Annotated in this window: 18 protein-coding genes; 8 read left to right on the top strand and 10 right to left on the bottom strand. The window is 38.7% G+C overall.

Annotated features, from left to right (window positions below; all coding sequences use genetic code 11):
* The first annotated feature begins 343 nt into the window (after positions 1 to 343).
* Complete coding sequence (locus tag OWEHO_RS02950; RefSeq protein ID WP_014200973.1) at positions 344 to 1,693, top strand: Kelch repeat-containing protein; 1,350 nt, start codon at positions 344 to 346, stop codon at positions 1,691 to 1,693.
* A gap of 424 nt (positions 1,694 to 2,117) precedes the next feature.
* Here OWEHO_RS02950 and OWEHO_RS02945 read toward each other — a convergent pair whose 3' ends face one another.
* From OWEHO_RS02945 to OWEHO_RS02920, 6 genes are all read right to left on the bottom strand, one after another.
* Positions 2,118 to 2,696 carry a hypothetical protein gene (locus tag OWEHO_RS02945; RefSeq protein ID WP_014200972.1) on the bottom strand — a complete coding sequence of 193 codons (579 nt, stop codon included), beginning with the start codon at positions 2,694 to 2,696 and terminating at the stop codon, positions 2,118 to 2,120.
* A 102-nt stretch (positions 2,697 to 2,798) separates the two neighbouring features.
* On the bottom strand, positions 2,799 to 3,431 hold the full coding sequence (locus OWEHO_RS02940; RefSeq protein WP_014200971.1) for a response regulator transcription factor: 633 nt from the start codon (positions 3,429 to 3,431) through the stop codon (positions 2,799 to 2,801).
* Between the two features lie 27 nt (positions 3,432 to 3,458).
* The gene (locus OWEHO_RS02935) at positions 3,459 to 6,611 is read right to left on the bottom strand and encodes a sensor histidine kinase (RefSeq protein WP_169312758.1); all 3,153 of its coding nucleotides are present in this window, start codon (positions 6,609 to 6,611) and stop codon (positions 3,459 to 3,461) included.
* A gap of 165 nt (positions 6,612 to 6,776) precedes the next feature.
* Positions 6,777 to 8,093, bottom strand: coding sequence for a T9SS type A sorting domain-containing protein (locus tag OWEHO_RS02930; protein ID WP_014200969.1), 1,317 nt, complete (start codon positions 8,091 to 8,093; stop codon positions 6,777 to 6,779).
* 25 nt (positions 8,094 to 8,118) lie between these two features.
* Positions 8,119 to 8,526: a hypothetical protein gene (locus OWEHO_RS02925; protein WP_014200968.1), complete on the bottom strand. Its 408-nt coding sequence runs from the start codon at positions 8,524 to 8,526 to the stop codon at positions 8,119 to 8,121.
* Positions 8,527 to 8,528: 2 nt separating this feature from the next.
* On the bottom strand, positions 8,529 to 9,089 hold the full coding sequence (locus OWEHO_RS02920; RefSeq protein WP_014200967.1) for a T9SS type A sorting domain-containing protein: 561 nt from the start codon (positions 9,087 to 9,089) through the stop codon (positions 8,529 to 8,531).
* A gap of 312 nt (positions 9,090 to 9,401) precedes the next feature.
* On the opposite strand from OWEHO_RS02920, the gene OWEHO_RS02915 reads away from it, so the two are divergent.
* Positions 9,402 to 11,384: a M48 family metallopeptidase gene (locus OWEHO_RS02915; RefSeq protein ID WP_169312757.1), complete on the top strand. Its 1,983-nt coding sequence runs from the start codon at positions 9,402 to 9,404 to the stop codon at positions 11,382 to 11,384.
* Positions 11,385 to 11,397: 13 nt separating this feature from the next.
* Here the strand turns inward: OWEHO_RS02915 and OWEHO_RS18755 are convergent, their stop codons facing one another.
* The gene (locus OWEHO_RS18755) at positions 11,398 to 11,862 is read right to left on the bottom strand and encodes a 2'-5' RNA ligase family protein (protein WP_083827967.1); all 465 of its coding nucleotides are present in this window, start codon (positions 11,860 to 11,862) and stop codon (positions 11,398 to 11,400) included.
* Between the two features lie 251 nt (positions 11,863 to 12,113).
* Here OWEHO_RS18755 and OWEHO_RS18695 point away from each other — a divergent pair, with 251 nt between their 5' ends.
* The 3 genes from OWEHO_RS18695 to OWEHO_RS02900 all read left to right on the top strand — a co-directional run bounded on the left by OWEHO_RS18695 (position 12,114) and on the right by OWEHO_RS02900 (position 13,799).
* Entirely contained in the window at positions 12,114 to 12,248 is a 135-nt protein-coding gene (locus OWEHO_RS18695; protein ID WP_014200965.1) for a hypothetical protein, read from the top strand.
* Positions 12,249 to 12,601: 353 nt separating this feature from the next.
* Positions 12,602 to 13,114, top strand: a complete 513-nt coding sequence (locus OWEHO_RS02905) for a hypothetical protein (protein WP_143764479.1) — start codon at positions 12,602 to 12,604, stop codon at positions 13,112 to 13,114.
* Positions 13,115 to 13,142: 28 nt separating this feature from the next.
* Complete coding sequence (locus OWEHO_RS02900; RefSeq protein ID WP_014200963.1) at positions 13,143 to 13,799, top strand: hypothetical protein; 657 nt, start codon at positions 13,143 to 13,145, stop codon at positions 13,797 to 13,799.
* Here OWEHO_RS02900 and OWEHO_RS02895 read toward each other — a convergent pair.
* Positions 13,796 to 14,338 carry a hypothetical protein gene (locus tag OWEHO_RS02895; protein ID WP_014200962.1) on the bottom strand — a complete coding sequence of 181 codons (543 nt, stop codon included), beginning with the start codon at positions 14,336 to 14,338 and terminating at the stop codon, positions 13,796 to 13,798. The genes OWEHO_RS02900 and OWEHO_RS02895 overlap by 4 nt on opposite strands.
* Before the next feature lie 64 nt (positions 14,339 to 14,402).
* Positions 14,403 to 15,497, bottom strand: coding sequence for a M12 family metallopeptidase (locus tag OWEHO_RS02890; RefSeq protein WP_014200961.1), 1,095 nt, complete (start codon positions 15,495 to 15,497; stop codon positions 14,403 to 14,405).
* A 229-nt stretch (positions 15,498 to 15,726) separates the two neighbouring features.
* On the opposite strand from OWEHO_RS02890, the gene OWEHO_RS02885 reads away from it, so the two are divergent.
* The 3 genes from OWEHO_RS02885 to OWEHO_RS02870 all read left to right on the top strand — a co-directional run bounded on the left by OWEHO_RS02885 (position 15,727) and on the right by OWEHO_RS02870 (position 18,301).
* Positions 15,727 to 16,074 carry a hypothetical protein gene (locus tag OWEHO_RS02885; RefSeq protein ID WP_014200960.1) on the top strand — a complete coding sequence of 116 codons (348 nt, stop codon included), beginning with the start codon at positions 15,727 to 15,729 and terminating at the stop codon, positions 16,072 to 16,074.
* Between the two features lie 782 nt (positions 16,075 to 16,856).
* Positions 16,857 to 17,630 (top strand): sensor histidine kinase, encoded by a 774-nt coding sequence (locus OWEHO_RS02875; RefSeq protein WP_014200958.1) that lies wholly within the window; start codon positions 16,857 to 16,859, stop codon positions 17,628 to 17,630.
* A 5-nt stretch (positions 17,631 to 17,635) separates the two neighbouring features.
* Positions 17,636 to 18,301 (top strand): response regulator, encoded by a 666-nt coding sequence (locus OWEHO_RS02870; RefSeq protein ID WP_014200957.1) that lies wholly within the window; start codon positions 17,636 to 17,638, stop codon positions 18,299 to 18,301.
* Positions 18,302 to 18,308: 7 nt separating this feature from the next.
* On the opposite strand, the gene OWEHO_RS02865 is transcribed toward OWEHO_RS02870, so the two are convergent.
* Entirely contained in the window at positions 18,309 to 20,501 is a 2,193-nt protein-coding gene (locus OWEHO_RS02865) for a PKD domain-containing protein (RefSeq protein WP_014200956.1), read from the bottom strand.
* Positions 20,502 to 20,668: the final 167 nt, after the last annotated feature.

Genomic DNA, 20,668 nt, shown 5'->3' with positions numbered 1-20,668 from the left:
GAAAAAGGAGAATCCGTTTGTAGAAGGAAAATCACGTACAGCCTTTCTGGCAAGCCCACGCTTTCAGGTTCCGCTCTGCTCCACCTGAACCCCAAGCTATGTTTACATAATGCAATTACATTATAGGAAAAAATAAGAAATCTCCGTAATACGAGCTTGCTAGTATTTAGCATGATATCAAATTGAATGGCTTAGGCCTTATTATCATCTCCACTATTTTAAAAAACTGCTTCTTTCTTTATATCACCAAACAACCAAAATTTACCACATCTGGGCTATTGTAAGCATCCGGTCAAACAGGGAAATTTGATTTCATTTATAAATCAATAAAAACCTTGGCCGTATGAAAAATCTATACACTTTACTACTTATTCCCACATTCTTGATGTTTCACTTTTCCTCTTTGGGACAAGCCATATTAATTACTGATAGCATGGCCGTGCCACGCGTTTTGCACGAAGTGCAAACACTGCCCAATGGAAAAGTATTAGTGATGGGTGGAATAAATAATACGCAAGGCCCTACTGTTTATCACATCGAGCGCTCTTGCGAAATTTATGATCCTGCTACAGGACAATGGTCGATGACGGATAGCTTGATGCTTCCCAGAAGTAAGTTTACCACTGTAGTAACCAATGGTGGAAAAGTATTGGTCATTGGCGGAGAAACCACAAGTCAAGGACAAGTACTTAACGTAGAAAGCTTTGATCCTGCCACAGAGAAATGGTCGGTTGTTGGCACGCTGCCATCAATTATATCTAATTGCGATGCTATTGTAACCAGTACTGGAGAAATACTTGTAGTGCGCTACCTGCACTATTATAAAGGTAATGCCGATGGCAGCACCTGGACAGAAGAAACCCCATCCAACCACGTTTCCAGCGGTGAGCGACCACAGTTATTTCAAATGAATAATGGAAAAATATTGTCCATCGGTTCACAGCCCAGTGGAAATGACTTTGCTGTAGAATACAATAATTTTACGGCCACTACTTCCTCTTTTATGGTGGATGACCAAACAGGTACAAATATGGCTCAGCTCCCAAGCGGACAAGTCTTAGTGGCTGGATCAGGTTCTAGAATAAGTGAGATTTACGACCCCACAAACGGCAGTTTTACCTCCACTGCATCAAGCTCACGCATTATAGAAGGAGAACTAATGCCTATGACTGACGGGCGAATAGCCGCCATGGTTCAAAATGATATATTGGGCATTGGCGGCCCTGGAACTAAGATTCTTGAAATCTATGACCCTAATACTAACATGTGGACAGCATCCTCAGCACATTACATTAACAACCCAATTGCGGTTCGGTCCGTAGCCATGGGAAATGGTAAATACCTCATTTGTGGGGGTATTGATAACGGTGGCTTTCATAATAGCGGCTCAAGGGCAGCCTATATTTTTGATGAAAATGCGAGCCCAGCCGTAAGTTTACTTGAAAATGCGATAATAGATTTACTATTGGTGCGCAATGGCTTTAACCAATTTAAGGTGGAAGGAAACCTTGAATCTCTAAGAATGGTAAATAGTGTTGCTATTTACAATACGGGCGGGCAATTAATAGATCAACAGAATTTAAGCCCCTCTAATCCCATTTTTGAAGTGCGTAGTTTAGCTCGTGGTATTTATATCTTTCTTTTGGTAGATAAAGCCGGGCAAAACATTTATCGACAGAAAATGACTTTTTAAAAGCAGCTCTGATTTAAAAACCTTAACCTGATAGAACATCATAATTGACGGTTTGTATCTACAATTTAACAGAAAACCTGGTAAATATTGCCGGGTTTTTTGTGGTGATTATCAAGCCACCTAGGGAAATTACATCTTTTAAAATGAAAGAAGCCAGCCTAGCTCGCTCATTTACTTTAGTCCCAGCAATTTAGAAGAACCTCCCTTTCCCCTACTCTCTTTATTGCTTATACTGGCAAAGTAAACGCTGCCAAAAATGGTCTCCAGTTAGAAAAATATAACCCCAAAACTATAGAGCAATGGGGTTTGGAGAATCTTCCAGGTTAAGGTATTTGATTTAACCCAGATTTTATTGCAGTTCCAATTCTCATCACGAAGCTCTACTACATAATCTGGATTGAATAAAGGGGTGTTTTAAATACTACTAATTTTTTGGGGAAGCCACACCAGTAAATGTTGCCTGCACCTGAAGTATATCTGTAGAGTCAGCTTGGTTAACTGCATCAAAACTAAAGCTACCGTCAATATAATTAGCGGAAATCCCCGCTGCGGAGCCTATGGTTTCAATTTTATCAATTTTTAATGTACCACTGGTGGCCGTATAAGCGGCATTGGCATTTATGCTCACATTGCGGTAAACCGTATTGTCCAGCTGGCCACCTGTAAGGTTGTAGCTTCCTTTCACAAAGGTGCTTATCTCTTTGAGTAAACTAAGGTTGAACTGGGGCTGTGCGCTTACGTGAGCAACGGAAAGTGTGAACAAGTTTGCCATCGAATTATACGCAGAAGTGATGGCCCAATCCGCTGGTACAAATGAATTATCAATTAGCTCCACCACAGTAACATCTAGCTGGTTACCATTTTGAGATGCGTTTATCATTATCTTACTATTTGGATTTCCACTATTATTGGTATCATCCGTGTTCTTATCATCTTTGCTGCAAGCCATGCAGCTCAGCGTCATAAAAATAAGTGCTGCTACTAAGAATTGTAACTTTTTCATAGGAATTGATTTTGATTATTCAATCAAAAGTAGAGTGCTACCTATGGGCATACAATTACGCAAATGGGGTATTTTTTTTGTAAAACCTAGAATTAGTTTTCCTCAGATGAGTCTATCTTTTATAGCAGTTTTTACCGCTTCTCCGCGTGAGTTTACTTGTAGCTTTCGATAAATGTTTTTGATGTGTGCCCGTACGGTGTGACCACTAATGAAAAATCGTTCTGCAATAGTATTATAAGCCTCTCCTTCGCAAAGGCGTGCCAGCACTTCAGTTTCACGGTCAGAGAGTGGTGAGACAGACTGGGGGTGGAAAGAATTGGTAACCCTGCGCGCCACGCTGGGTGTAATGGGCGACCCGCCTTCGTGTACTTCACGAATGGCTTCAAGCAGCCTGGCAGGTGGTGTATCTTTTAAGAGATAGCCAGTTGCTCCGGCTTTTAGCGATTCAAATACGGACTCATCATCATCGCGAATGGTAAGCATGATAAAATCTGTTTCGGGCACTTTTTCTTTCAGCTTACGGATACCCTCAATACCGTTCATTCCAGGCAATTCGATATCCATCAGCACTACTTCTGGCAATTCTACGGTAACGGGTTTCAAAGCACTCTCACAGTCGCGAAAAGCGGCCACACAATCGTAACCAGGAGACTTGCCGATAATCATGTGCATCAGTTCCCTGATCTCATCGTCATCCTCCACTATCATTACTTTTATGTCCTTTTCTGTGTCCATAATTCATTAGCAATTTAGTATTAAATATCAGTCGCTTACCTCACTCATTTGGGGTATTTTGTAATCGAGGCAAAGCTTGGTGCCTATACCTTCCTTGCTCAGTGTTTGTAAGTTGGCTCCTATTCTTTCTGCCCTTTCATTCATAATTCCATGCCCATAGCTGCCTTCTTTTTTCAGGCTGGGGTCAAAACCTTTTCCATCGTCCTCAAGACATAGGCTAAGTTTTTGCCCCTCCAAAGACACACGTAACACCAGCTTTTTTGCACAAGCATGTTTGGCGCAATTATTCATTCCTTCTTTAAAAATCTGCATGATGGCCCTTCGCACATCCATGCTTAGTGGTATATCGTGGTAAGTCTTTCGCAATCCACTAATGCTGAAAGTAGTATGTGTATCATCAAACATAGATTCGCCAAAAGTTTTGAGACGCGATATGGTGTCGAATAGTGAGTCTCGCGTTGGGTCCATTACCCACAAAAAGTCGCGCATCCCGGCAAGTAACTCCTTGGTGTTTTGCTCTATTTTAAAGAGATAGTTGTTCAGCTCAGCATTTCCATTTTGCTGCTCCCGCGCTAAGCTGGTAAATAGGTTTATTTTGGTAAGCTTGTTTCCGGCTTCATCATGAAAATCTGCAGCACTCCGTTTTCGAAACTCTTCCCGCTCTTCTATCCTTGCTTTTTCTACACGAGCCTCAGAGAGCATTTTTTCGCGTACCGCTTGTAAGCGCAAACGCCATATATAAAATAGGATGATAACAATGAGGAAACCAAAGAATAGCATGGCCCACCAGGTTTTATACCAAGGTGGAATCACTTGTAAGTTTAGCGTGGCAACTTGTGAACTCCATATACCACTGCTATTTGCCGTTTTCACTTCAAACTGATACTCCCCAGGGTCAAGATTGGTAAAGGTAGCTTGATGCGAATTTTCAACTTCTATCCATTCGTCAGCAAAACCTTTTAGCCGAAAGGCGTAGCGATTTTGTGAGGCACTGTGAAAATTGAGGGCCGCAAACCTCAGGCTCATCATATTTTGATTGGATGATAAACTAAGTTGGTCTAGATATTCAGGAGCCACAGGAATGCCTTTATTCACACTCGGTGAAATCACAGGCACGCTTTTATTGTACACCGAAATGCCAGTGATATAGACGGGTGCTTCGTACTCATTTTGGCGAAGCGCATCTTCATTAAAGTGTACAATGCCTTTGTCGGTACCAAAATATACGCGCCCATCTCCTGCCCAACCTGCTCTACTGTTAAATTGCGACACGGGTATATCCGGCACCAATGCCAAGGTTTCCACCTTTTTGTTTATTGGGTCAAAACGTGCAATCCCCATGTCTGTAGACAGCCATATTTTTCCTTTGGTATCTACCGCTAAAGCTAAAACGCGTCCTCCGGTCAGCCCTTCTGTTTCGGAATATTCACTCCATTTTTCAGTACGAAAATCGTAAGTAACCAACTTTTCTTGCTGTGAGATATAGGCCACTGAATCCTCGAGCATAAAGTTTTTAATACCTTGTAAGTAAGGTTGTTTATTTTTTCCCTGTCCATCTTTTTCAATAATTTCTAAAGTAGATTCTTCAGTATTGATGATGTACAACACGGCATTATCAGCCGTTACATAATGTTGATCATCCAAAAATCCTAAACCATAGAAATACGAAGCATACTCGGGCCTGTGATTGTCCCAGCTATTTTGTGCCTCATTATAAAAAGGGATGCCGCCTATACCTGGAATAAATACAAGGCCTTTATCATCCACTTTTAGGTTCATCAAAAAAAGGTTGTTTAATTCCGGCCGTGGGTAAGTAACTTTTATTTGCTGGAAGGATAAATTTTGCGGGTCAATCTTATACAAATAAGGGGCAACCGCTACCCATATTTCTCCGTTTATTCCTTCATCAATGCCTGCTACAAATCCCGGTTCATTAGCAATATTACCTTCCAGCATGATACGCTGCGGGTTGCCGCATTCAGATTTTGTTACATACAGTCCATCCTGGCCACCAAACCAAAGCCAGCCCCGGCTATCCTTAAATACACGATAAATACGATTATCAAAATTTTCATCATTTAGAGTTTGGCTACTTATTATTTGAAAATCGGGAGCATTGGGGTAATAAACACCCACTCCATTATGAGAGGCTGTCCACCAGTTTCCAGCCTTATCTTTTATCACGTGTTTTACAATGGTATGCGGGAGACTTTGGGGTAAGTTTGGAATTTTGTAAAACCATTCCAATTCTAGCTCTTCTTGAGATTCATCTATTTTTAAGATGCCATATCCGGATATAAAAATTTCGCCACTAGCAGCTTGTGATATTTTTCGTGGCCTTTGTTTTTTAAAACCATCAGGCAGATTTTCCATAGATTCAAATTCATAACCTGGTTTTACCCCCTCTGCTCTTACCCTTGCCAAACCACCATCGTACAATCCTGCATAAAAATAGCCTTGCTGGCTAATCAGCAGCCTTGTAATACCCGGTGGGTCATTGTTGGCCAATTGCTTTTGGCTGTACAAAAATTTATTTTCTACTCTATCAAAACCTACCAAACCCCGTCCTGTGGCTAGCCAGAGATTGCCAGTAGCCGAATCTTCAATTATTTCATTGATTATCATCAGCGGTTTTTTCGATTCGGAAAACAGCGCCATTTCAAAACTCTGAAAACTAATACCTGTATCTGTTTTGCTTATGTGATGCAAGTACCACATGGAAGAACACCAAATGCTTCCATCCTTTGCGGCAAATACCGTGGCGGGTGAATTGTACATAAAGCCATTCTCCAAAGTGGTATCCGTCCCCCAGTGGTACCATTTATTCATTTTGGGATTGTAGGCATTCAGCCCACCCAGTTCGGTGTTGGCCCATATCCAACCTTGCTTATCACACGCCAATGAAAGGATGACTGAGCTCTGTAAGCTACCTGGAATAGAGTCTGAAGCTTTCCAAACTTTAAGCTCTTGCCCATCATAGCGGCACAGCCCATTATTGGTAGCCATCCAAATAAAACCTAAATCATCTTCCAGCAAATAGTTTACCTCCAAACTTGGAAGTCCAGACGTTCTATCAATATGATGAAATGTACGTTGAAGAATGGGAAGTTCTTGTGCACTTATCCATAAGGAAATAAAACACAGAGTCAGAACTAAATACAATCGAGAACTAGGGAGCATGGCGGTGATTTGGTGTCTTGTGAAAATAACCATTTAAGTTTTCCTGATAAAGCTTACTCTAGTCCAAAATAAAAATTGATATTAATACTCCAATAACCATTATAGTTTATTGGAGTGTTAATTAAGCCTACCTAAAGTAAACTTGAGCGTAATTAAAAGAGGGTATTATAGCTTTAAAATTAATTTTTGAGTCAAAAGATTTGACGCTGTATTAAGCTGACAAACGTATGTTCCATTACCTAATTTAGACAAATCGAATTTATACACATCGGGATCGGTTGTGTGATAAACCGTTTCATGAATAAGCACTTTTCCCATGATGTCCAGTATTTTCAATTCAAAATATACGTTTGAACCTAGGGTTTTAACTGATAATTCATCCACTACTGGATTTGGGTAAATTTCAAACCGTTGGTCTTTATCGGGTTGTATTTCGGTAATATCTATTGAGGAACTTACAATGCCAACAATTTGGTTGAACATCTGGGCATCCATCCTTGTGTGGCAAGTATTATATGGAAAAGTTTTGCCGTTTCCATGACTGAGCACTCCAAGGGCATATCTATCACCATTGGTATCTTTGAAATAAAGACCACTCCCACTTTGACCACGGAAACCTATATTGTTATGACATAAAATATTGGTTCCCTTGATAAAATCCATTGATCCATTCATGGCATACATCCTTTCACCAGCCTCATACACAGGGTTTCCATTATCATCTTGTGCAGGGTAGCCAATGCTGCTTAGGCTTTGAGTGCTATTGGTAAACCATCCATTGTTTAGATTGTAAGCAAGCCCATGATAACCTGTAGTCTTGCCAATGCTGGAATTAAGGCTAAGTACACCTACATCATAATTAAAATCCTGTCCTTGCAGCCATCCATTGAAGGCATACCAGCCGTTGATATAAGCATATCCGTAGGGCGAAGTACCCATATTGTAAGCAGGCACAGCCACCGAACCATTGTGGATAACAAGCACTTTGTCATCACTTTTAATACAATGGCCTGCAGTTAGCACATGATTAGGGCCAATCATTATTCCTGAACATGAAGAAAAGCTAATATTTCCATTGTCATCCTTCATAGCTAAGTATATTTTTACCACAGCACTAAATGGGTAGTAAGGAAAACCTGGTATTCCATCAGCTGGCTGAAGGTTTGAGAACAAATAAGCATTGGGTTCATCAGCATTTAATGTATTGCTGCCACTTTCATCTATCACATTTAAGGAATTATTATCCTGATTTTTATTTGTCCAAAAAGTATCTGGGTAATCAGTCAAATTAGACTTTATCGTATCAACGCCATTTAAAGAGAAGTGTATAAACCAATGGTCATCTGGCTTTGGTAATGTTTCTCGCTCATTATATGTAGGTAATGGCATTGGTGAGTAATCCTTCAAATTAATAGGTAAATCTTGGGCTATAATTCCTAGGCCCAAAGCCAGGTTAATGCATATTGTTATATAAGTTTTCATGGTAAAATATATTTTGGATTAAATCTTATTCAGCTTTTTTTTGAGAAATATCTTTCAGCAGCTCTGAGTTTCCTGATGCCTTGCAATCTTCGCCATCTCTGATCACTTTATATTCCTCATAACCTTTCCGTACACATTTTACTTCCCAGTCAAAAGAATAACTTCCGGTGCCATTAGATAACTCCTTTACAGTGAACCCATTCATGGTCTTTTCTATCACAGCCACACCTTTACTAGAGGCATCAAGAGGAGTCAAAATCACCGTCATCGTATTGGTGTTGGCCATCACATTACCACTAGTGCTACGTACTGCGGCCTGATAGTTAATAGCATCTGGCACTTGGCCAAATGCCAAGGTGGATAAAAATAAAGTCACAGCACACAACATTGTACTGGTCTTTTTTACGGTTTTAAAAAATAGATTTGAGTTCATGGTTATTTGGTTTTTATGATTTTATGGATGGATTGAAAATTATTACCACTCAGTACCAGGCTACACATGCCTTGACTAATAGTGGAAATATCGAGCTGAAGTGATTTACCACCTCGGGGATAAATATCTTCCCTGAAAAGGACAGGCTGCCCACTACTATTATAAAGAGCTAACTTAAGAGGACCTGCGCTGGCATAGCTTTGCCCAAAGCCAATATTGAGTATTGTGGCAGTGGGATTTGGATAAAGTTGCAGTTCGGAATTAGAGCAGTCCCACTCAACGATGCCAATCTTTTTTTTGCCAAAAGTTTGTTGAAACCCTTGAGTAAGCACTGTAGTGGCTGATTGGGCAGTAGCCACTACACCTTCACCCACTGAGGTAGAAATGCCTACAGTGGCTGGTGCTGTGCCCATACTGTTTATAGTTTGATGGGTAATTACTTGTGCATTAGCACTGGACAATGATGCCAGACACAATAAAAGAAACATAAGGAGTACAAACTCATAAGCCTTTTTCCATTGGCGTACAGAGAGCCGCATTTCTTGGGGATTTTTATAAGTCATCACGAATAAGGTTTTTGGTTAAAATGACGCAACCTCGCTTTGGGGTTACAATACAAAGGTCAAGCTCAGACAAAGCTTTATCAAGAGGGAAAAGACTGATAATGAAGGGTGAAATAAATAGAGGACTGTAGGGAAAAACCCCCGTAATCTTTACATGAGGATATGAAAATATACAGGAGCAAATGACAAAGAAATAGAGAGGAATTACATCCTAAGCTCCTTAAAAAAACTTAACTAAGTCATAAAATTTTTCCATTAATGATATGCGTTTATATTTGCTTGGCTGACTTGAATTTAACTCAACTAACAAAAATGAAACCTCTTATTTCCCTCTGCATCGCCCTGATGCCTTGCCTGGCTTTTTCTCAAGCTAGTGTTTATGCCAATGTGGATGTACTTAGAACCCATATTTACAATGGAATAGATGATGACTTAAAACAAGGTAAATGGGAAAGGCGGACTTACAGGTTTGCCGATCTCTCCGCTAAGGAAATTTCTAAACTCATGCATAGTGGCCGTGTATACACAGATTGGGCGCAATGGGAACTCTATCTAAATGCCATATTTCAAAGAATAGTTCCACCCCAGCTGGCTAATGATTCTCTACTTCATGCCTATATATTAGCTGATGGATCCTTTAATGCCTTCATGACACCTTCAGGAAGCATGTTTATCAACGTAGGAGTTTTGGCTCAAATAGATGATGAAGCCACCCTTGCATCAATAATGGCCCACGAGCTTGCACATTATTATTTAAAGCATTCTTTAGAAAGGTTTATAAAGTCAGAAAGTGGGGACTTTAGAACTTTATTCTATGATTTTGGTGCTAATGAAAGATTCTCAATTCAAAATGAAAATGAAGCAGACTCACTTGCTACTATTTGGCTTGAGCAATCCGGGTATGCTCTTGATGGAATGAGGAAATCTCAGGAGATTTCACTTCAACTTGAAAATCAGCTAATAAGTAGACTCAAAGATAAATGGGAGCTTAAAGAAACGAGTCATCCCGGAGCATCAAAGAGACTGGAAAGATTTAATACCTATGCGCAGAAAACCCAAGTAGACTCAATAGGAAAACCTTTTTTGGTGAGTAAAATGTTATTTGGAAGATTGAAAAAACAATGCAAAGGTGAAGTATTGAAAAACCTTCTTGCAACTTACAAGTATGATGATTGTATTGAGAAGGCATTTAAATATCACTTGTATGACCCCAACAACCCGGAATACGTGTATTATATTGTAGAGGCTATTCGTAAGATGTGCTATTTAGATCCCACCAAATGGAAAGAAAACTTTATTACCTACCGCTACTATAACTCCTCTGAGGTTGGTAATTTTAAAGTGAAAAAATTGATGGAGGAAAACATATTTACCGAGTTTCGCCCAGATTTATTGCTAATAACGGAGGATGAAGAAAATACAATACCCACTATGTTTTATTGGGAAGATTCCCCAAAATTTATAACCAATGAACAAGCATTTCTATTCTATTATCAGGTAGGTCTGGCTTTGGGAAATAATGAAGTTATTTTATCGAATGCCCTAAGCGTAACTCATGACAAAGACGCCAGAAATGAGCTCTTGCGCAACTATCTTTCCAAAAGCCCAATTGATTATCCTGAATATGCTGATGCGCTTCTAAACGGGTATATATGGAATGATTTGAGGAGCAGAACCCTTACCGTAATGAATGATTTTGACGTAGTTATAAAGCAAGGGGATGAAAAAATTTCAATACCTGCCACTCTAGAGGATAGTCTTTTTATAAGATCCAAAGTGAGAAATATTCTTGGTCCTTTTGAAGATAAAAAGCTCTTGTTTATGCAAGATATCCGTGCCAAATCCATTGACGAGTATCGTTTCCTAAGTGAAATGGAAATATTCTCTCTGATCAGGCTTATTTCAAACTCTAACAAAACTGAGCTACATATACTTGAGCCGGGATATTGGAGCATCTTTATGAAATATGGTGTAAATGAAATTGAGTTTCTAAATGTTGGATATTTTGAATCGAGGAGCTCAGAAAAGACTAAAGAAGCTTATGAAGAAGTTTTAAAAATGAGTTTTGAGGAAGTTTTTGATCAAGAAAAACGGGTTAGAGATCTTCAGGTTCTGGTTGGTTCGGTAAGGGAGAAGGAAGGCTGTTTGATGAAGTTCCCCTATGTGCGATCTTATAGTCTACCCTCAAAAAATGATGTACACAAAGACTTTATTGAATATCTACAAGCTCACTTTTATAACAAGGAAAAAATGGAAAAAAAGGCAGATGGTATTTATAAATCATATTATAATTAAAAGTTTAATGAGGTTAAGATTTGTCTCTTAAATAGAAACATTTTAGCTTATCCCATTTTCTTTTAGATGATTCTGATTCTACCAATAATGTGATTCTATCAACCTCAAACCCCTTTGCAAATTCCATATTTTGAAACTTAGCATAGCTTGAAATGAAATCCTCTTCCACTGGTACGTGACCAATTGTAATGTGTGGGTAGCTCAGCTTCTTCACCTTAAGATGTGCAACCCTTACAACCTTACATAAAGTTGATGTCAGTAAAGCGTGTAACATCACTAGTGGCTCGGGTGCTATAGAAATGGATATTAAGCGATTATTCTCAAAGCCATCTATTCCGAGAGTTTTGGTAATAAATTTTGGTTGACTTGAAACTATCCTATTAAGCTCGGTTAAAAGTATCCCTTCCCTTTGTATATCAAGTTTGAATTGAACTAAACTTATATGAGGCGGTGAGTTAAGTTTACCTCCATAGCCGATCCAGTTTTTGGAAGTTTTGTTTCTGGATGTTAACCTCTTTTTTCAAACCATATGGAGGTTCAATTAGGATATAGTAAACCTTAAATATCTGTTTATCGCTAAATAACTCCATGGTTAAAGTCTCAATAGAATATCAAGTTTTGCAAGTTTCTGCCTAAAATAAACCTATTACTCAATTTGATAGATAATGACGTTTCATTTTTGCATCACTGGCTATCTTTGAATCTAACAAATAACAAAACCTATCTAAAATGAAAACGTATACAATTTTTGCTGCGCTAATTGTTGGTTCAGTCTTATTGGCTTCTGAATGCCAATGCGACAATGGTGATGACCCCGATGACAGACCAACTGATGAAATGGTAATGATAAACACCTTAGATTAGTATTAAAGCTTAATCAAAATAAAGATCCTGCAATAGACAAGTGGGATCTTTTTCGTTTTATGCTGGTTATCTGGACCCGCTTAGTCTCGACTTAAGGATATTCTCTTTTGCCGAATACCAAACTTTCCCACAAAAAATGCCCTCGTATTTTATACGAAGGCATTCCTAAGGTTTGGTTGAATTAGCGTTGATTTACAATTCAAATTGATATAAACAAATATCGTGAGAAGATAAACCAAGAGCAAGAGGCAATTCCCTGAAAAAAATAGGAAAAACCCCTATTCTCAAAGTGCAGCTTGGAATTCGACATGGAAAGGTTCTATTTTTATGAGATAACCGTAAAACCAAATCTTATGAAAAGTTTAATCTCGTGCCTAGTTCTCGTAATAATTACTTCATTACTACAGGGATGTTTTTCTCCAACTTTTGAAGCTACCTCATCAGGAGATCTTTCCATTAAATCTGAGATATGCTGGGATCAATCAAATGGGACATGTATTGATTCAATAAAAGCAAAAAAAATGGTGGAAGCCTATTTAGAGCATCCGCTTGCAATGAAAAACAAAATAGGCCATACAAGAGAAGTACTAAAATATGTTAGAATTCCAGTAAAAGAAATAAAGGAATTACTTAAGAATGGATATAGCGAGGATGATGAAATTATCCTAATGTTTGCGGCAAGCGCGAAAACTTATAAAAATAAATGGTGGTGGAATCAAAACTTCAGTTTAATAATGTTAGGTGCGAAAAACGAAGGCAAAAAGATTAAAATTCAAACAGACCGAGTATATAATGTATTTAGCCCTTGTCCTGATAAGTGTCTGGATGAAGTTTTGAAAGATGAAGTTTCGCATTTCAAAGAATAATGTTAATACTCAATGACTTCTTTTTAAGATGCCACTTTATCAATTAATCTATTTGTTATTGCTCTTAACATGTTGTTGGGTTGGAGTAGTAAAATTTAGCTTATTTAGTAAACCAATCAAACTTATTGTTCTGCTTACCTTGTTTATAATTGTAGCAGAAATTGGTGCATTAGCTTTGCAAAAATATTCTAAAACTAACTATCCACTTTATCATTCTGTGCCAGCAATATCAAGTGTTGTTTACGGCTTTATTTTTTATCACTTTTTTAAAACAAGTACTAAATTGAAGTATTGGCCAATTTTGATTTCAGGTATTGTTGCAATGACTTCAATATTGGTTAGTGTTTGGATTCAAAGCATCTACACCTTCCCTTCAATTGGGCTAAGTCTATTAGGGCTTTATGTGACATTTTGCTCGTTGGTATTATTCACAAAAATGCTTTTGAACCCTGAAAGCAAATCCTTAATAAAAGAACCTAAATTCTGGTTCGGGATTGGTAGTCTAATATTTTATTCGTCAACTTTTTTCTTTTTTGGTCTTTTCAAAAGCATTAGGGATACGGGGAGTGATGTTCCCGATTGGGGCTATATACTCATAAGAATCGCCAATTACATAATGTATTCCTGCTATCTCATTACTCTTTGGCTAGCGGGGCGTCAAGGAAGAAAGGCGACCTCGGCTTAGTTTACATCTGCTTGTATACCCTTCTCTATTTCCGCACGCGCTTCAGCAGCTCTTTCTACCACGGAGTCCATACTTTTTAGTAATGCTGGATCAGCCAATGGGTTTTCTACTAACTCCTCTTTAATAGAGATTAGCATTTTGGAGGTTTTGAACAATCGTTGTCGAATAGCTTCACTCCTATCTAGGTGGATCTGCTTTACTAAACCAACCGCCCACCCAAGGTAAAGTAATGCCCCAATGAATATCAAAAATGGCAGAGTGAGGATAAAGAGAACAACCACTCCTACTCCATTTTTATCGGCATCAAAATTTTCTCCGGGATCAGCATGATATGCAATATGGCAATGGTCATCACCTTCTAAAGGCCAAAACGTTTTGTCCGTGATCCAGGCAAATGCTTTCCACATCTTTATCTGGTTTTCTGGGCCATGCTCAGCATAATAGCCTATTCTGGAAGATATTGTATTGTCAGGATCTCCTCCGGCAATGGTATTTATCAATTGATCGATACCAATAAAGAGTGGACGGAAGTAAGCCATGGTGGTTTAGATTTGATTTCTTGCGATGCCTTTCACTTTGCATCATTTAAAAATAAACCTTTATTTAAAACATCATAACCGCTGTTTCCCCCCTGTCCATGGCGTAGTACATTTTTAATCTCAAAACATATTCCCTATCCTTAAACAATTTGTGCGTAATCATTGCATTACGATTATATCCGGCATCATCATCACCGGATAGGTAGCGATGTGAGTCACCGTCTTTCTCGAACAAAACAAGCACAGTGTCTACTTTTCCAAAGGTTTGAAAAGTGAACTCTCGTGAATGATCGGGTTTAATGGTGAAAGCAAGTTGTTCTCCAGATTGCAGTATTGCAGAGTATGAACGATAGGCCTTAAGGGGAATGTAGTTTTGGCTCGATAAAGGCGGGTAAAGCTTCCTTACAATCTCTTTATCCAATGGCGACAGATATGGAGTGTGGGAAATACCCGTACTATTATATGGTTCTGGACCCGAGATGAGTGTCGACTTAAAACGATAGTGCATTACAGAATTTGTATCCCATGGGAATAAATCGAGAACATTCTCCGATTCTTTATCCAGGATATTTGTTTTAATGTCTGAATCGGACCAACCCTTTGCACTGTAATACCTGTACACCTCTTCGTCATTCCAAATTATTTTCGATTTTGGAATTTGATGACCATGATAAAAACCCAGGGTATGACCTATTTCATGTAAGGCTGTATCAAATGGCAACCAATTTAGCTGGGTAAAATCAATAGCAAAATTCATGGTTCTTTCATTTGATCGAGCCTTTAAAATGTTTGTTCCAACTCCAGACCAATTTCCATCACCCTCCATAAAGCCAATCCTTATTTCTGCATCGTAAGGATCGTCCACTTTTATAAATTCAAGTCCAATGCCTAGCTCCTTCCACTCCCTAAAGGCTCTTTCCACAATTTTTAGACTCTCTGTATTTTTAGCTGTCCATTCTTTGGGACAATTATGCTTGGTATGATCCCAAAAGCAATAATGTAATTCCGTTCCATTCACCCATATTTGCCCAAACCTCCGAATTATAGTTGCTCGGTCTGGAGACACACCTTCTGGTAGTGGTTTTCTAGGTTGCTTTGGTAATTGACAAGGGCATTGATTGCTATCTATTTCAACGTTGATTAATTCTTGATCGGGCATCGCTTATTTATTAATTGATTTTAATAAAATAGAGTTTCCTGATTTGAGAGCTAACTTCAAGACCTATCAAAATTCATAAAATGAGGCCAGCATCCCTATAGGTTTTGTCCTGCAAGCTAATAGGAAAAACCCCTATTGCTGTTTAGGATAAGTCCTGAATTGATAGAATAGCGCGGTTATACCTCGCTTTAAATCATAATTTTAAGGTCTTAACCAAAAATAATAAGTAATGCCAAATCAAACATTAGGCTTTCAGCCAAAAAAATCAGATGTAATTGAAAACTGGGATATCGCGCAAGTAATGTTAGACCAATTTCTTGAAAGATCAGACATCAACATACCTGGCCCCAATAACTTACAACTAAGGGGATTAAGAGTTGACAAGGAGCATATTGATCAAATTTTTGCTCAAGGTTCACATATCAAAGAATTATATATTCAATTTGCCATAAGAACTTATCCTAGTGGGGAAGAATCTGTGACAACAATTCTAACCGGAATTGATGCTGACAATAAACAAAGTACTGCTGTCGCAATTGATTATTGTGACCCATGTCCCAATAAGTGTCCGCAATGATTACAAACTTTAGTTTAGGTTGTACTATTCTAGCAAAAGTATCTGGTTGTAAATCAGATTGCGATACTGACGAATGTGATAAGTAAATACTATGTCATGCAACTAATTTTCATCTCAATAAACCTCGGGGATGTATTTACCCCGAGGTTTGTTTCATATCTGCTCGTTATTCTTGCTGTGGCACTTTTTGGACTGTTTCGGTACAAACGATTGAGTCCACCTTTTAAAACACTTGTTCAGCTGATTGTGCTAAGTTTTCTCAGTGAATTCTCCACACGACTCTTCGCGTACAGCTATGGCCACAGCTACCCGGTTTATCACATTTTTATTGTTGCCTCCACCCTATATCATGCGCGGATATACTATTTACTAAAACCAATTAAGAATCTGCTAAAATGGGTAATTGGAATTTATGTGAGTACTGTACTTTTTATTGAAATGGTGTCCATTTGGATTCAAGGCAACCTGGCTTTCTTCCCCTCCCTAGGCCTAGTTGTAAATAGTTTTTTCCTTGTATCTTTTGGGTTACTACTTTTTAGAAATATGTTGCGATCACCAAAACCTATCCCGATTTTTCATCAAGCCATTTTTTGGTTCAACACAGGAACTCTTGTTTTCTATTCTATTACCTTTTTTGTTTTTGGATACTTTAAGCATATAATGGCGCAAGCACAATTGCTACCAGAATGGTGTTATGGATTAATAAGGTTCTCAAATTTCGTGCTACTGGCTTGCTATTTCCTTGCGCTATATTATAATTCACAGTCAAACAAAAATACTTAATGAACCCCGATAGCACCATACCTCTTATAGCAGGCACAGCCTTGGTTTCGGTGCTTACTGTTTTTATTATTCTTTTCGTTATTCTTTACAAAAAAGCACAACTCAGGTTTGAGTTAGAACGCCAACAGTTTGAACAAGCGCTGCTGGAAAGTGAAGTTGAAATACGTGAACAAACACTAGCCGACATAGCCCGCGAACTACACGACAATATTGGGCAGATAGCTTCTTTAGCCAAAATTCAACTTAACATGCTGCCGCCTCCAACAAGTGAAGAAGAGGGCGAAAAAATCGCAGAGTCCAAACAGCTACTACAACATCTTATCTCCGAAATACGTGGGCTATCCAACTCCCTTAATTATGAAAATGTGCAAAGTATGGGGTTGATTGGCATGATGGAAAAGGACATAAATCGTATTAATAAAAGTGGTTTCGTGAAAGTTATGTTTCATCCGAAACCCACAGAGATTTCACTTGATTCTAAAATATCAATTTTCCTGTACCGTATGTTTCAGGAGGGTATTAATAATATCCTCAAGCACTCAGGAGCCAATCAGGTATTGGTGGGTATTGAAGAAAAAGCCAATCAAATAGTCTTTCACCTAGAAGACAATGGGGTAGGCATACCCAAAGAAAAGCTAGACGAGCTTCTGCACAACAGTACAGGCAATGGTCTAAAAAACATAAAACACCGCTGTAAGCTTATTGGCGCCACATTTAATATGGAAAGCCCACCAAATATGGGTACATTTATACGTATCAACCTACCAACCTAAACCTTATGCAAACCTTAACCAACCCACTAAGCATTACAGTAGTAGATGATCATAGCCTTTTTAGAAAAGGATTGATTAATCTCATCCACCAAATTGATGACCGCTTTAAGGTGGTGCAGGAAGCTAGTCACGGCAAAGAATTTTTGGCCCAAATAGATGATGGACAAGTGCCCGATGTAGTTATAATGGATGTAAGCATGCCAATTATGGACGGGTTTCAGACCACCAAAGCATTGCGTGATATAAATAAGGATATTGGTATCCTAGCGCTCACCATGAAAGATGATGAAACTTCATTAATAAGGCTTTTAAGGGCGGGTGTAAACGGTTATCTTAACAAAGATGTAAACCCTGATGAACTAAAAGAAGCTTTGCATTCTATTGCCGATACAGGGTATTATTACACTGAAGATGTGGCAGGTAAGCTTGTTCATGTAATTACCCACCCAGAATTAAGCACTAATGAAGGTGTGGCGCTTACCGATCAAGAAATGCGCTTTATTGAACTAGCTTGCTCAGAGCATACGTATAAAATGATTGCTGACATTATGTGTCTTAGTGTAAAAACTGTGGACGGATATCGTGCTAAGCTGTTTGATAAATTGGATGTAAAGTCTCGTGTAGGCCTTGTGATGTATGCATTGAAGCACAACCTTGTGGCCCTTGAGTAATCACCTCTTATTTTTTTACAATCACTTTTCTATAAGTTTCACCCTTATCACTTTCGAGTTCCAGAAGGTAACTTCCAGCATTTAAGTGTTGAGTTGAAAATTTAATTGTTTCCCCGCGTGAGCTTTTTAGCACTTTTTCAGAATTTAACTTTTTACCATTCAAATCATAAACACTTATGTTCTTCAAGCCTATGTTCTCGCTAAGACTAATATTCACAACATCCCCTACCGGATTTGGATACACCTCAAATCTTGGTTCTACTCCTAATTCATCAATTCCAATTTCGTTGAGTTTAAAACCTTTTTCACTGGATTGCTGGCAAGTATTGTCTACAGTAAGTTTTACATAATAATGTAAGCCTGGAGTTTGATATATATGACGCGGGGTAAGTGTGCTATTATCAGTTGTTCCATCACCAAAATCCCAAATATATGAGGCTGCATTGGTAGAGGCCGTGCCATCAAAGTCTACAGTCATACCTGCTGAAGTGGTGCTAATCACAGTGTAAGTCCAAGATGCTAGGGGTGGTAAACATGTTTCTACCGTCATACTAAATACAACTGTATCACCACAAACGTTGGTTACGGTAAGAACTGCTGTATACGTTCCACCAGTTGAATATACATGACTTGTGCTATCTCCTGTGGAAGTTTGTCCATCGCCAAAGTCCCAAAAATAATTGCTTACGCCAGCAGATGAAAGTGAATAAAAACTCACTGTATCTCCAGCTTGTGTATAATTGAAATTAGCAGAAATAGAATCACATACTTGAATGACAATGGTAGAAGTATCGGTAATTCCACAATCTCCAAATGAAATCAATTTAACAGTGTAGGTTCCAGCGGTATTGTAATTATGATTACCTGACTGGGAACTGCTTCCATTGCCATCTCCAAAATCCCACCAAAGGGAATCGCCCACGGAAGAACCAGAGTTGTATTGAGTATTCAAAAATTGATTAGAAACATTAGCTATTGCTGAAGGTAAAACTCCCCCTTTAGTATAATACGTAAGTGTGTCGTCATAAGCTGTGAGTTCGGTTCCACATCTTGAGATAATCACATTTCCATCAGTACCTACTTTGGCTACCAAACTGAGTGTATCGCCAAGTGGTGCCGCTTGTGCTAAGGTTACCTCCACTATACTATCTTGAATAAGGATTGCTGAGCTTATAGCCAAACTCCCCTGCTTTACTGAGCTTACTTCAATATCCGAACCTGATATGCTCAACGAACCACGTGATAATTGGCGCGAACCAATAAATCTAATTTTGTTGCTGCCACATTGAATAGAGTCCGAGTTTGGAATAGACTCATGCTGGATGCTAATACTATTAACAGCTGAACAGGCATTCGTGCTTGATACAGATAAGTTAAAAATACCTTCTCCTATAAGAACGCTTGCTGAAACAGTAGGGTCATATCTGTACTCCTTATACTTAATTGGAATAATGTATTGACCAACATTTGAAATTGATACTTGAGCAGCCCCGGTTGATGAATTTAAGCTATATGAAGAACTAGTACCTAGTGGGGTATTTTGTGAATAACCTGTTGCCCAGCTAAAGTTCGATATCGAAGTCCCAGACTTTTTCTGAGGTGTGGTTGGCTGGAAGAATAGACTATCTCCGTCAGTATCTGTATAACCAAAAAGGCTGACAGACTTATTTAAACAAGCAATTTGCATAAAGTCGAGATCCGGTACTTGCGGGGAGTTATTTGAGCCCACCATAGTGTTCAGTTTTGCATAAAAATATGGTGTATCAAAATTGCCTTGAATATTAGTTGCAAAATTGAAACGACCGAATCCCGCTGAAATATGAAAAATTATATCGGCACAATGAGCCGGTAAGGTTACAGTTCCTTTATATTCTGCTATACCTTGAAAAAAGATTGCTGAGCCTGCTGGATTACAATAGTCAGCGCCTAAAACTGGAACCACACTACCGGTTGTAACTCCCACTCTTGGGAAGTTCTGTGTGAAGTTGGTAAAACAAGAGCCATCAATGTTCAATGTAGTTGAGGATGGTGGAGTAATCGCAGATACCCCCCCTTCATATAAAGCCTTTATAGTTACCTCATATTGCAAGGGTTGACCAGCAACAGGTTTATAGGTAATTATTATGGCCCCTATTTCATGTCCAGCATATATTGTCGAACTAAAAAATAAAATCGCTAATATGGTAATGATTTTTTTCATGGCTGAATTATGGTTGTGTTGTAGAGTACAAAGCTCCCCATTCTGTAGTCAAAATCAATATTCAATTAGTTTAGGAGCAGTCTCATCGTCATAGCGAAAGGCTAACGATAACTCACTGAAATCGATGTTTCACTCAAAAGGTGACAATGCGTCACAATTTGTTCTTA

Source organism: Owenweeksia hongkongensis DSM 17368, from assembly GCF_000236705.1.
Taxonomy (GTDB): Bacteria; Bacteroidota; Bacteroidia; order Flavobacteriales; family Schleiferiaceae; genus Owenweeksia; species Owenweeksia hongkongensis.
Note: the sequence above shows the minus strand (reverse complement) of the source record. Positions and strands in the feature narration are given on the sequence as shown.